The sequence below is a fragment of the Micromonospora sp. CA-248089 genome, from assembly GCF_050948515.1.
Classification (GTDB): Bacteria; Actinomycetota; Actinomycetes; order Mycobacteriales; family Micromonosporaceae; genus Micromonospora.
This window is the reverse complement of the sequence record NZ_CP192016.1, coordinates 4,919,416-4,932,158: the sequence shown is the minus strand read 5'-3', so window position 1 is coordinate 4,932,158 and position 12,743 is coordinate 4,919,416. Positions and strand designations below refer to the sequence as shown.

Below are 12,743 nucleotides of genomic sequence, written 5' to 3'. Positions count from 1 at the left end.
CCGGCGGACCCACCCGCACACCAGGGCCGGACGACGCCCGTATGTCGTACCGGAAACGGAGTATGCACGAGCTATGGTGAGAGTATGACGCGGCGCATCACGATCAGCCTGCCCGACGACGTGGCCGAGTATGTCGAGCGGTCGCAGGGCACGACGTCCGGATTCATCGCCGATGTGCTCCGGCGGAAGATGCGGGCGGACGGCCTGCGGGCCCGTTGGGCCGAGCACGGCTACGTGGTGACCGACGAGGACGTCGAGCGGGCCCGCCGGAGGCTGGCACAACAGCCGCCGATCACCGACGAGCAGCACGACCGGAACATGGAGTGGCTGCGCCAGTTTGGGGACGGCGAGGGGGCGGCCGCCGCGTGAACGGGCTCGTCCTTGACACGTCCGCGCTGCTCGCGTACGCCGCTGGGGACAGTGTCGAGCCGGGTGCGCTGCTGACACTCGCGCAGGAGGATCCCGAGCAGGAGGTGTGGATCCCGGCGCTCTGCCTGGGGCAGGCGCAGCTTCAGGTCGCGGGCACTCCGGCCGCCGATCTGCTCGACCTGCTCCTCGACACCGATCGGGACATCCGGATCGCGGTCTACGACGGCCCGACCAGCCGTCGGGTGGCCCGGATCGCGGCGAGCCGCAAGGTGCCGCTCGACGTGGCCCACGCGGTCGCCACCGCCGTGCTCTACCGCTGCTACCTGGTGACGCGGGACGCCGAGACGGTGGCGGCTGCGGCCCCGCCCGACCTCGAGGTTCTCGACATCTCCGACTCGTGGGAGTAGGCCGGGGTCAGCGCCGTCGAGGGGCCTCGGCGACCACCGTCGGGGAGAACTCGTTCGCCGCCTCCACCGCCCACTCCAGCGCGTAGTCCGCCTCCTCCTCCCAGCCCGGTTCGCCGCCGACGAAGTGCGACCGGCCGGGGAACTCCCGGTAGCCGGTGAGCGCCGTCGAACTCCGGTAGAGGTTGGCGATCGAGCTGGCAAGCGACGCGGGCACCACGTGGTCCTCGCCGCCCGCGGTGATGAGCAGCGGAGCGCGGTCGCTGCGCTTCTTGTCGATCTCGGTGGCCGAGTTCGGATCCAGGTTGGCGAACGCCGCCTCGAACAGCACGTGCCCGGCGCCCGGTACGGCGTACCGCTCCCAGGCGGCGTCGGACTGCTCCTGGCTGATGGTGTTGCCGAAGGCGTACCGGAAGTCCTCCGGGGTGAACGGCACCGCGCGGTGCCGGTTGGCCGGGTTGTGCAGGATCGAGTACCCGGAACGCAGCGTGGCGGGCGGCAGCTTGAGCACGCCCCGTACCGGTGCGGGGTGCACGGCGACCACCGCGGCGCCGAGGCGGCGGTCCGCCAGCAGCTGGGCGATCAGGCCGCCGAACGAGTGGCCCATGATGATCGGCGGGCGCGGCAGGTCCCGGACGATCGCCTCGTAGTGGTCGGCGATGTCGGCGATGCGCTGCGCGGCGATCGGCGTCGGGTCGGCCCGCAGGTCCTCCACCTCGCGGTCCATGCCGGGCCAGGCGGGCGTGAGCACCTGGAAACCGCGCGCGGCGTACCGCTGCGCCCAGTGCTCCCAGCTCCGCGAGGTCATCCAGAGCCCGTGGATGAGCACTATCGTGTCGACCCGTCCCGTCGGTGCGCTCATGTCCGCCTCCCCGTTTCGCCGCTGGACGGCCCGCGCGTACCCGGACTGGGCGCCGGCAACCCTGTCTGATCGAACGGACAGGAAACGGACGGTGACCCGGATGATCGCTGTCCTGAGTCGACTGTCAGGATGACGACATGACCGTCAGACTTGCCGACAGGGTCGCCCTGGTGACGGGTGGGAGCCGGGGGATCGGCGCCGCCGTCGCGCGCCGGCTGGCCGAGGACGGCATCCACGTCGCGTTCACCTACCGCACCGCGGAGGACAGCGCAAAGTCCGTCGTGGCCCAGATCGAGGCGTACGGCCGGACCGGCCTGGCGATCAATGCGGACAGCACCGACGCGACGGCAGTGGTGGGTGCCGTGGAGCGGACCGTCGCCGAGTTGGGGCGGTTGGACATCCTGGTCAACAACGCCGGGGTGTTCGCGGGTGGGCCGATCGAGTCGGTCAGCCTGGACGCCCTGGACCGGGCGATCGCGGTGAACGTGCGCGGGGTCTACCTCGCCACCCAGGCGGCGGTACGCCACATGGGCGCGGGTGGGCGGATCGTCAACATCGGCAGCAGCTTCGCCAGCCGTGTCCCGGCTCCCGGGGTGAGCGCGTACGCGATGACCAAGAGCGCCGTGAACGGGCTGACCCGGGCGCTCGCCCGCGAACTCGGTCCGCGTGGGATCACCGTCAACCTGATCCTGCCCGGCTCGACCGACACCGACATGAACCCGGCGGACAGCGCGGGCGCGGACGGGCAGCGGTCGCACATCGCCCTCGGCCGGTACGCGACCCCGGACGACGTGGCGGCGACTGTCAGTCACCTGGTGGGCCCCGGCGGACGGCACATCACCGGCGCGTCGATCGCGGTCGACGGCGGCGCGACGGCCTGAGCGGATCGGGTCCGACGGCTGGCTGCTGGGCTGAGCCCGGTCAGGGCAGGCGGTCGACCACCACGAAGGCGGTGCCCGGCTCGACCTCGGTCAGCAGCTGGCGCTGGGCGCTGCGGGTCAGCCGGATGCAGCCGTTCGTGACGTTCTTGCCGAGCGTGTCGTCGTTGTACCAGCTGTGCAGTCCGATGTGGGCGCCGCGCAGCCCGGTCGGCACCGCGTCCGGGTCGTCGGGGATCGCGCCGAGGGCGAAGATGTCGACACCGCCGTAGACGGCCTGCGGGGGTGGGGTGCGGCCCAGCACGAACGTGCGGCCCAGCGGGGTGAGCTGCCCGGACATGCCGAGGCTGACCGGCCAGGTGCGCATCGCGCGCCCGTCCCGGCTCCAGGTGAGGCGGTGGGTGCGCCGTTCCACCACGATCTGGTCGCGCAGCACCACTGTGGTCCAGCCGCCGGACGGCAGCCAGGCGATGGTGCGGTTGGCAGACGGCAGCAGCACCGCCGTCCAGCCGGAGCGACGGTCGACGATCGGCACGGTGAGCCGTACGCCGCTGATGGTCGGCGCGAGGAACGCCAGCGGGCGGCCGCCCGGCGCGTCGTACGCGGCCACGTTCCGGTTCGGGCGCAGCCCTTCGCTCAGCGGGCGCGTGTCGGCCGGGTCCGGGTCGGGCGGGAAGCCACGCGGTGCCGGGTCGTAGGTGACCACGGGCAGGTCGTCCGGTGCCGGCGCGGCGGGCGGCACCGACTCCTGCGGCGACGGACTCGGCGCGGCGGTCGTAGCAGGGGGAGCGGCGGCGGGTGGCGCCGCCTGGCGCACGGGCGTGACGGTGAGCGCGCGGCCGACCAGCAGCGCGGTGACGAGCAGCAGCGGTACGGCGAGCGCGGCGATCAGCCAGCCGGGAGGCCGGCGCATGGCGAACCGGTCGAACAGCACGAAAACGACTGTAACCGACCGGAAGCCCTCGTACCCGGTACTACGGGTACGAGGGCTTCGCGGCCCGGGTGGCTCAGCTCAGCTTCGCGCCGGTTGGATCAGCTCAGCTTCGCGCCGATGTGGATGGCGATCGCGTCGTGCGCGGGAACGTTCGCGGCGAACCAGCCGGACGAGTCCACCGTGATCACCGGACCGCTGCACGAGCCGTTGCTGAACGTGCCGTGGACGACGTCGCAGTAGCGGCCCGCCGGCAGCCCGGTATAGTAGGACCGGCCGTTCACCGCGCTGCCCTCGTCGTTGATCGTCAGGTAGCCCTTGCCGGTACGGCTGAACGCGATGTGCTGGTAGCCGTTGTCGTACCAGTTGGAGACCCCGGCGCCCTCGGTGGCGTTGCGGAAGCCGACCATGTTGGCGATGACCGGCCAGCGGTGCTCGCACTCCCAGCCCGAGTAACAGGTCACGTTGGTGATCCGGTTGCTGCCGTCCGCGGGCGGACCCTGGTCCCGGCCGCTGTACGTGAAGCTCGACATCACCGCCGGCGTGCCGTACGGCCAGGCGAGCATGAACGCGTTGGCGAGCGCGTACGTGCCCCGGTCGCGGTAGGTGAGCACGCCGCCGTCGCGCTGCGTGTCGTGGTTGTCGGTGAAGACCACCGCCTTCGCGCTCGACAGGTAGCCCCAGGACTCGCCGAAGGTCTTCAGGTACGCCAGCCGCTCGTTGTTGAACATCCGGGCCAGGTCCTTGCCGTACCGGAACTCGTGCACGTCACCGTTGCCGGTGTACTCGGTCGGCTGGATCGGCTCACCGGCGCCGTAGATGACCTCCTGCACCAGGTACGCGCTGCGGTTCAGCTTGGCCTTGATCGCGGCGATGTCGGCGGCCGGCATGTGCTTGCTGCCGTCCAGGCGGAAGCCGTCGACGCCGAGTGAGAGCAGGTCGTTGAGGTACGCGGCCAGCCGGCCGCGCACGTACTCCGACTCGGTCTTGAGGTCGGCGAGGTTGACCAGCTCGCAGTTCTGCACCTCGTACCGGTCGTTGTAGTTGGCGATGTCGTTGTTGCCGTTGCGGCCGCAGTAGTGGAAGTCCGCCGAGGAGTAGGTGCCCGGGTAGTTGTAGTGGCCGTACGACGAGCCGGCCCAGCCGGTGCCGCCGTTCTCCTGGCCGGACATGTGGTTGACCACCGCGTCGACGATCACCTTGACGCCCGCGGCGTGACAGGTGTTCACCATGGACTGGAACTGCGCGCGGGTGCCCTTGCGGGACTCGATCCGATAGCTGACCGGCTGGTACGACACCCACCACGGACTGCTGTTGACGTGCTCCTGCGGCGGGGACACCTGCACGTAGCCGTAGCCCTTCGGGCCCAGCGTGCTGGTGCACTCGGCGGCCACCGAGGTCCAGTTCCACTCGAAGAGCTGGACGATGACCTTCTTGGTACCGGGGGTGGCGGCGGCGGCCGGGGGTGCCGCCGCGGTGAGGGGGACGAGCAGGCTCGCGGCCAGGCCCAGGGCGAGCGCGGCGGCGCGGCATCGGCGTCGATGCATCAGGACTCCTGCGGGGTGCGGGGGATGCGGGGGAGTGGAGCCTGTATCAGTGCCGGCTTCTTGCAACCAGACTGAAATTTTGCGGCAAGGTTACGAGCCTGTTGCAAAGTCTGTCAACGTATGGGCATCCGTCATTGCGTCAGGCGCTACACGCGCGTCCGCTCCGGACGGTTCGAGAATCCGGCCGAGAAATTCGCCACCGGAGGTGATCCGTCCGCGCCGTCCCTCCGTACCTGAGGTGGGAGCAGGGTCGGCCGGTGGGGGCGCCGCCGCGAGACGATCGAGGAGCAGATGGCCCGGGCACAGCAGAACGAGAAGGCGACGACCGTCCGGACCACCACCACCAGCCGTGGTGCCCGGACGATGTCGAAGTCCGCGATGGTGGCGCTGACCGCCTCCGCGCTCGGCCTCGCGTGGGCGGGTGTGGAGCTGGCCGGCGCCGGCGGCGTCATGTACTCGTACGGATTCTTCTTCACCGAGTTCTTCGCCGGGGTGGTCGCCCTGGTCTCGCTCAGCATCACAGTGATGCTGGGCCTGCTCGCCACCGACCGCCTGGTGCTGCTCATCCGGCACCGCGTGCTGCTCCAGTCGGCGCACCGCGCCACCGGCGTGCTCGGCGTGGCCGGGCTGGTCTTCCACGTCATCACCAAGGTCGCGATCGGCCGGGCCGGGCCGACCGACGCGGTGGTGCCGTTCCTCAGCGGCAGCGGCCTCTACGTCGGACTGGGCACCGTCGCCGCGCTGCTGATGGTGGGCGTGCTCTGGACCGGCATCATCCGGGTCCGGTTCGCCGGGGTCGGCCCGAAGTGGTTCTGGCGCGCGCTGCACTCGATGGCGTACGTGTCCTGGCCGTTCGCGCTGGTGCACGGCCTCAACGCCGGCCGTCCGGCGGCCGCCTGGGTGGTGCTGAGCTACGTCGCCTGCGTGGTGCTCGTGGTGATGGCGCTGCTGGTGCGCGTCTCGGTCCACCTCGGCAAGCGCAGCCGCGAGCAGCACCAGGCGGTCGCGCTCAACAAGGCGATGGCCGGCAAGGCCGAGGAGCGTACCGGCGTGTTCGCCGCGCTCACCCGGAAGAAGGCCGCTGACAAGGAGGACAGCGGCGCCGGCCGGGGCCGCTGGGCCGAGGCGAGCGCCACCTGGACCGCACCGGCAGGCACCGCCCGGCGGCGCGACCCGGAGCGGTTCGCCGTACCCGTGGTGCCGGAACCCGGGTCGCTGCGCGAGCCGGTCCGCGCCGCAGCCGCCCGGCGGCGCGAGGCCGAGCCGGAGGCACCCACCCGGCGCGCCCGCACCCAGGAGGCGCCCGCCCGCCGCCGTCGCCGCGACGACGAGGAGCGCGTGACCCGCCGGTCCCGGACCGAGGAGCGGGTGGCCCGGCGCTCCCGGGACGACGAGGACCTGGTCGCCCGGTACTCCGCCCCGCCCGAGAGCGGCGGCCGGCACTCGGCGCCGCCGGACACCGGTGGCCGTCACTCCGCACCCCCGGACAGCGGCCGCTACGCCACCGCGGCCGAGGTGGCCCGCTACTCCGCGCCGCCGCGCGCGGCCGACGAGGCGGAGGAGCCGTGGGACAGCCCGCGCCGCTGGGAGACCCGCCCGGTCTCCGGTGAGCCGATCTCGGCCGGCCCGATCTCCGGCACCCCGCTCTCGGCCGAGCCGCTCAGCGGATCCGGCCGCCGCTACCGGGACGAGGAGGACGTGCCGGAGGAGCCGGACTACTGGCGTCCGCCGGCCCGCTACGCCGCCGACGAGGCGTTCGTGGACGACACCCCGACGCTCGTCGACCTCGCCTCCCGTCGCGCGATGCGCGCGGGCAAGGAGAGCCGGTCCGGCCGCCGCAAGCGGGCCGACGCGGACGCGGTCGACGGTGCGTACTGGGCCGGGCTGCGGGGTGAGGCCCGGTGACGCGCGCGACGATCCCACCGGTCGCCTGTGTCGGCGAGCCCCGGCTGACCGCCGGCTTCGCCGAGTTCGGCCGGCTCGACCTGCTGGCCCACGAGGAGGTGCACGGCCCGATCGGCCCGATGGAGCCGGCCGCGCTGCTGCGGCTCGCCGAAGCCATCGACCTCAAGGGCAAGGGCGGCGCGGGCTTCCCGTTCGCCCGCAAGCTGCGCGCGGTGCTGGAGTCCTGCGAGCGGCAGGACCTCTCCGCCGTGGTCGTCGTCAACGCCACCGAGGGGGAGCCGGCGAGCTGGAAGGACAAGGTGCTGCTCACCCGCGCCCCGCACCTCATCCTGGACGGCGCCGCGCTGGCCGCGTTCGCGCTCGACGCCGAGGAGATCGTGATCGGGGTGGCCGACGACGACGTGGGCCGGCCCTCGCTGACCGAGGCGTTGCAGGAACGTCGGATGCCGGTGCCGACCACCATCGTCACGGTGCCGCACCGGTTCATCTCCGGCGAGGGCGGCGCGCTCGTCAACGGCATCAACGGCCTGCCGCACATCCCGCCCGGCACGAAGAAGCGCTCCAGCGACTCCGGTGTCGGCGGGCTGCCCACGCTGCTGTCGAACGCCGAGACGTACGCCCAGCTCGCCGTCGCCGCCCGGATCGGCCCGTACGAGTACGCCGCCCTCGGCACCGACGACGAGCCGGGCACCGTGCTGCTCACCGTCACCGGGTCGGCGAAGCGCCCCGCCGTGGTGGAGTGCGCCGCCGGCACCCCGCTGCGCGAGATCCTCGACCTGTGCGAGGTGCCGCCCGGCCCGGGCATCCTGATGGGCGGCTACCACGGCAAATGGATCACCGCGGCGGCCGCCGAGCGGGCCGAGGTGTCCCGCAAGGGGCTCACCGCCGTGGGCGGCACGCTCGGCGCCGGCATCATCGTGCCGCTCGGCGCCGACACCTGCCCGCTCGGCGAGGCCGCCCAGGTGGTGCGGTACCTCGCGGGCGAGTCCGCCGGGCAGTGCGGCCCGTGCAAGATGGGCCTGCCCGACCTGGCCCGCTCGGTCGACCTCGCGGTCTCCGGCAGCGCACCGGTCGAACTGGTCCGCGCCGCGGCCGGCGACGTCAAGGGACGCGGCGCGTGCAGCCACCCGGACGGCACCGCCCGGTTCGCGCTGTCCGCCATGGAGGTGTTCGCCGACGACCTGCGGCTGCACGCCACCGGCGAGGGCTGCGGCAAGCGGGTCAAGGGCATGATGGGCCTGCCCGGCGCACCGGACGCCAACCCGCAGAAGCTCACCCTGGACTGGTCCCGCTGCGACGGGCACGGGCTCTGCGCGCACGTCGTGCCGGACTTCATCCGCCTCGACGGCAACGGCTACCCGGCGTTCCCGCCCACCCCGGTGCCGACGTGGCTGCGCGAGGGCGCGCTCAAGGCGGTAAAGGTCTGTCCCGAACTCGCGCTCCGCCTCGTTCGGGCCGAGTAGAACCAGGAGCCGCCGATGCGTACCGCCGTGACCGCCGCCGCCGTCCTGGGCGTCGTGCTCGCCGCCGCGACCGGCTGCGCCGCCGGACCCGGGCCCGGTGCCCGGACCGAAGCGGTCGCCCCGGCGTCCCCGGCCGCCGCGTCCCCGTCCGGGTCGGCCGCCGGGCCGTCGTCCGCGCCACCGGCCCCGGTGCCGGCCGCGCTGTCGTTCACCGGCAAGACCCTCGACGGTACGGCGTTCGACGCCGCCACCCTGGCCGGGCGGCCGGTCGTGCTCTGGTTCTGGGCGCCCTGGTGCGCCACCTGCGCCAGCCAGGCGTGGACGGTGGCCGAGATCGCCCCCACCTACCGCGACACCGTCCCGATCGTCGGCGTCGCCGGGCTCGGTGAGCAGAAGGCCATGACGTCGTTCGTCACCGAGTTCGACCTGGGCGGCACGACGCAGATCGACGACCGGGCGGGCGCGCTGTGGCGCCGGTTCAAGGTGGTCGAGCAGAGCACGTTCGTCGTCCTGGACCGCACCGGCCGGGTCGTCCACCAGGGATTCCTGGACGGCGAGGCACTGACCCGGCAGGTCGAGACGCTGGCCCGGGGATGACCGGCGCGCTGCTGCTCGCCCTGACCGCGGGCATGCTCGGCGCGGTCAACCCGTGCGGCTTCGCGATGCTGCCCGCGTACCTGTCGTTGCTGGTGGCCGGCCCCGACGGCGGGCACGGCACGGTCGGCCGCGCGCTCACCGCGACGGCCGGGCTCACCCTCGGGTACGTGCTGGTGTTCGGCGCGTTCGGGCTGGCCCTGGCACCGGCGGCGGACTGGCTGCGGCCCCGGCTGCCGTGGCTCACCGTGACGCTCGGCGTGCTGCTGGCGCTGGCCGGATGCTGGCTGCTCGCCGGCCGGCGGCTGCCCGCGCCGCGCCCGTTGCGCGTCGCGCCCCGGCTCACCCGTACCTGGCCGTCCATGGTGCTGTTCGGTGCGGCGTACGCGCTCACGTCACTGACCTGCGCGATCGCGCCGTTCCTGGCGATCGTGGTGACCAGCCTGCGAGCCGGCTCACCAGTGCGCGGGCTGGCGCTGTTCGGGGCGTACGCGCTGGGGATGGCGCTCGTGGTCGGCGTGGCCGCGCTCGCCGTGGCGCTGCTGCGCGGCCGGGTCGTGGCGCGGCTGCGCGGCGCGGGCGCGTGGGTGCCCCGGCTGAGCGGCCTGGTGCTGCTGGTCGCGGGCGGGTACGTCGCCTGGTACGGCTGGTACGAGGTACGCCTCGCCCAGGGCCGCTACGACGCCTTCACCGACCCGGTCATCCGCACCGCCGCCCGAGCCCAGCAGAGCCTGGTCGGCGCCGTCGACACCGCAGGCCCCGCCGTCCTCGCGGCGCTCCTGGCGCTGCTGCTCCTGGCCCTCCTCACCCGCCCCCGCTCCCGCCCCCGCCCTCGCTCCCGCGATCTTGCAGTTGGTGCCCGGGCGGAAGGGGTGAAGCGGACTTCTCGCGGGCCGGAAGTGCAAGATCGCGGGGGAGAGGCGGGGACGGTGGGAGCGGCGGCGGGGGAGCGGGTCAGCGCGGGGTGAGGCGATCGGTGCCGAGCTTGTCGCGGAGGACCTCGGGGACCACCACCGAGCCGTCGGGCTGCTGGTGCTGCTCCAGGATGGCCGGGAACAGGCGGCTGGTGGCCAGCGCGGAACCGTTGAGCGTGTGCACGAAGCGGGTCTGCTTCGCGCCCGGCTCGCGGTAGCGGATGGCTGCCCGGCGGGCCTGGTAGTCGCCGGCCCAGGAGACCGACGACACCTCCTTGTACTTGCCGGTGCTCGGCATCCACACCTCGACGTCGAGCGTCTTCTTCATCGACGCGCTCGCGTCACCGGCGGCGAGCAGGCTGGTCTGGAAGTGCAGACCGAGCTTGCCGACCAGGCCCTCGACGTGCCCGACCATCGCCTCCAGCGCCTCGCCCGCCTGCTCCGGCAGCGTGAACTGGAAGATCTCCACCTTGTTGAACTGGTGGCCGCGTACGGTGCCGCGCTCGTCGGAGTGCGAACCGGCCGCCTCCCGCCGGTAGCACGGCGTGTACGCAAACGCCTTCAACGGCAGCTTCGGCGTCTCCAGGATCTCGTCCTGGTACGCGCCGAGGATCGCCGTCTCCGCCGTCGGCAGCAGGAACTGGCCGCGCGAGGACGACTGCTTGTCAATGTGGTAGACGTCGTCGTGGAACTTCGGGAACTGCCCGGCGGCGAAACCGGCGCTCTCCAGCAGCAGGTGCGGCGGGAGCAGGAACTCGTACCCGGCCTGGATGTTCTGCTCGATCAGCCAGTTCACCAGCGCCCACTCCAGCCGGGCGCCCAGACCGGTGTACATCCAGAAGCCCGAGCCGCCGAGCTTCACGCCCCGCTCGTGGTCGACCAGGCCGAGCGCGCGGCTCAGCTCCACGTGGTCGCGTACCTTCTCGATGGCCGGCGCCTCGCCGAACGTGCGCACCACCCGGTTGGCCTCCTTGCCTCCGGCGACCACGTCGTCGGCGGGCAGGTTCGGCAGCTCGCTCATCGCCGAGCGGAGCCGGGACTGCACCTCGTCGAGCTGGGACTCCAGCTCCGCGAGCTGCTTGCGCTCGGCCTCCGGGGCGACCGGCTGCGGCGTGCCGCCGGACCGTTTCGCCTCCGCGTACGCGCGCGCCTCGGCCTTGCGGCGCTGCCGCTCGGCATCGATCTCCGTGATCAGGGCGCGCCGTTCCTGGTCGAGCCGCTGGATGTCGTCCAGCGCCCGGGTGACCTCGGCGGGATCCAGACGCTTCGCCAGCGCGGTCGCCACCGCCTCGCGATCCTTCCGGATCAACTCCATGTCGAGCATGCTGCTCGTACGCCTCCGTCCAGGCAGTCAGGTGGGACCCACAGATGCTACCGTCGCGCCCCCGCCGCTCCGGCCCGGCCCGCGTAGCCCGCCGCCGGGATGCCCTTTCTGGTGACGGTGCGTGGTGGTGGTGTCGTCGGTCAGTCGCGCTCACGTTCCGTGATGGTCGTCCGGTGCCCGCACCGCCCCACTGTGGTTCGTCAACTCGCTGACCTGGTCAATCTCGCGAGACCGTTTCCCGGCCGACATGTCCCTCCGGCGACTTTGCTCTGCAGCCACCCACGCGGCGTTCGACGGAGCGTCAGCGGTGCGCGGATGGCTGCAGAGCAAAGTCCGCGAGGGGTGACGCACCGGGGAGGGCGGTGGTGTCACGTACGGTGACGAAAGTCCGTGGTGGCGGCGTGGCCGGGACCGGCCCGCGAAAAGGTCAGAGGCGTACCGGCATCAGGACCGAGAACGCGTGCGCGTCGTCGGGCCGCCGCACGGCCAGCGGGGCGATCGGGCCGTCCAGCTCCAGCACGAGCTGGCCGTCACCGGACCCCAGCGCGTCCAGCAGGTACTCCCGGTTCACCGCCACCCGAAGCGCACCCGTGCCGCCCGCGCCAACCACGGCGTCGACCACGGCGTTCGGGTCGACCAGGCGCAGCTCGCCCCGGCCGTCCAGGCCGAGCGCCACCACCTCGTGCGCGACACCCTCGTGCGTGCGGTGGCAGACCGCGACGCCGTCGGCGGTGAGCGCCGCCCGCAGCGCCGCGCCGTCGAACGGGATCCGGTACGCGGGTACGTCGCCGAGCTGCGCCCGCAGCAGCCGCCGGTAGTCAGGGAAGTCGTACGGCAGCGGCACCGCGGTGAGCGGCCGGCCCGCCACCGTGACAGTCACCCGGCCGGCGGCGACGACGACCTCGGCGTCACCCGCACCGTCGGCATCCAGCAGCGCCCGCAGCTCGTCGACAGCGGCGACCGGCAGCAGCGCGCTCACCGGCGGGCCGTCGACGGTGCCGGCGACCCGGGCCACGGCGAGCCGGTGCCGGTCGGTGGCGACCAGCCGGACACCGTCCGGCTCGACCTCCACGAGCACACCGGACAGGACCGGCAGGCCGGGGTCGGCGCCGACGGCGAAGCGTACGGCGTCCACGGCGGCGGCGAGGTCGGTGCGGGACAGGACGAGGCGGGTGGTCACGATGGTCTCCTCCGGGTCGATCAGGCTACGGATCCGGGAGAGTTCGCGACGCGCGTCGGCCAGGCCGTCCTCGAGGCGGCGCAGATGCGCGTCCAGCAGCCGGTGCACCTCGGCCGGCCGGTGCCGGTGCCGAAGCGCCTCGGCGATGCCGGCCAGCGGCATCCCCACCCGGCGCAGCCCGGCCACCAGGCGGGCCGGGCCCACCTGCTCCTCGGTGTACCAGCGGTAGCCGGTCACCGGGTCCACCCGGGCCGGGGCCAGTACGCCGGAACGGTCGTAGAACCGCAGGGCGCTGACCGTCAGCCCGCTGGCCCGGGCCAGCTCGCCGATGCTGCGAAGCTCGCTCTCCACGGCCGTCATCCTGTGACCTCA

At 73.1% G+C, this 12,743-nt stretch carries 12 protein-coding genes; 7 read left to right on the top strand and 5 right to left on the bottom strand.

Going from position 1 to position 12,743, the window contains the following annotated elements:
* Positions 1 to 84: 84 nt before the first annotated feature.
* Positions 85 to 369, top strand: coding sequence for a hypothetical protein (locus tag ACQP26_RS23035; RefSeq protein ID WP_433493975.1), 285 nt, complete (start codon positions 85 to 87; stop codon positions 367 to 369).
* A complete protein-coding gene (locus tag ACQP26_RS23030) occupies positions 366 to 776 on the top strand; it encodes a PIN domain-containing protein (RefSeq protein WP_357388554.1) in 411 nt (136 codons plus the stop codon). Before ACQP26_RS23035 ends, ACQP26_RS23030 begins: the two co-directional genes overlap by 4 nt.
* Positions 777 to 783: 7 nt before the next feature.
* Here the strand turns inward: ACQP26_RS23030 and ACQP26_RS23025 are convergent, their stop codons facing one another.
* Positions 784 to 1,635 (bottom strand): alpha/beta hydrolase, encoded by an 852-nt coding sequence (locus tag ACQP26_RS23025; protein WP_433493974.1) that lies wholly within the window; start codon positions 1,633 to 1,635, stop codon positions 784 to 786.
* Positions 1,636 to 1,772: 137 nt separating this feature from the next.
* Here ACQP26_RS23025 and ACQP26_RS23020 point away from each other — a divergent pair, with 137 nt between their 5' ends.
* On the top strand, positions 1,773 to 2,516 hold the full coding sequence (locus ACQP26_RS23020) for an SDR family NAD(P)-dependent oxidoreductase (protein ID WP_433493973.1): 744 nt from the start codon (positions 1,773 to 1,775) through the stop codon (positions 2,514 to 2,516).
* A gap of 40 nt (positions 2,517 to 2,556) precedes the next feature.
* Here the strand turns inward: ACQP26_RS23020 and ACQP26_RS23015 are convergent, their stop codons facing one another.
* Both ACQP26_RS23015 and ACQP26_RS23010 read right to left on the bottom strand, forming a co-directional pair.
* Positions 2,557 to 3,447: a L,D-transpeptidase gene (locus ACQP26_RS23015; RefSeq protein ID WP_433493972.1), complete on the bottom strand. Its 891-nt coding sequence runs from the start codon at positions 3,445 to 3,447 to the stop codon at positions 2,557 to 2,559.
* 98 nt (positions 3,448 to 3,545) lie between these two features.
* A complete protein-coding gene (locus ACQP26_RS23010) occupies positions 3,546 to 4,991 on the bottom strand; it encodes an alpha-amylase family glycosyl hydrolase (protein WP_433493971.1) in 1,446 nt (481 codons plus the stop codon).
* Positions 4,992 to 5,282: 291 nt separating this feature from the next.
* On the opposite strand from ACQP26_RS23010, the gene ACQP26_RS23005 reads away from it, so the two are divergent.
* Genes ACQP26_RS23005 through ACQP26_RS22990 form a run of 4 tightly spaced genes read left to right on the top strand, consistent with a single transcriptional unit; the run spans position 5,283 to position 9,921 of the window.
* Positions 5,283 to 6,896 (top strand): ferric reductase-like transmembrane domain-containing protein, encoded by a 1,614-nt coding sequence (locus tag ACQP26_RS23005; RefSeq protein ID WP_433493970.1) that lies wholly within the window; start codon positions 5,283 to 5,285, stop codon positions 6,894 to 6,896.
* A complete protein-coding gene (locus ACQP26_RS23000; RefSeq protein WP_269704683.1) occupies positions 6,893 to 8,359 on the top strand; it encodes an NADH-quinone oxidoreductase subunit NuoF family protein in 1,467 nt (488 codons plus the stop codon). Before ACQP26_RS23005 ends, ACQP26_RS23000 begins: the two co-directional genes overlap by 4 nt.
* A gap of 15 nt (positions 8,360 to 8,374) precedes the next feature.
* Positions 8,375 to 8,956, top strand: a complete 582-nt coding sequence (locus tag ACQP26_RS22995) for a TlpA family protein disulfide reductase (RefSeq protein ID WP_433493969.1) — start codon at positions 8,375 to 8,377, stop codon at positions 8,954 to 8,956.
* A complete protein-coding gene (locus ACQP26_RS22990; RefSeq protein ID WP_433493968.1) occupies positions 8,953 to 9,921 on the top strand; it encodes a cytochrome c biogenesis CcdA family protein in 969 nt (322 codons plus the stop codon). Before ACQP26_RS22995 ends, ACQP26_RS22990 begins: the two co-directional genes overlap by 4 nt.
* Here the strand turns inward: ACQP26_RS22990 and serS are convergent.
* A complete protein-coding gene (serS, locus tag ACQP26_RS22985; protein WP_120568601.1) occupies positions 9,908 to 11,191 on the bottom strand; it encodes a serine--tRNA ligase in 1,284 nt (427 codons plus the stop codon). The two genes, ACQP26_RS22990 and serS, sit on opposite strands and share 14 nt — an antisense overlap.
* A 427-nt stretch (positions 11,192 to 11,618) precedes the next feature.
* Positions 11,619 to 12,731 carry a MerR family transcriptional regulator gene (locus ACQP26_RS22980; RefSeq protein WP_433493967.1) on the bottom strand — a complete coding sequence of 371 codons (1,113 nt, stop codon included), beginning with the start codon at positions 12,729 to 12,731 and terminating at the stop codon, positions 11,619 to 11,621.
* Positions 12,732 to 12,743 lie beyond the last annotated feature (12 nt).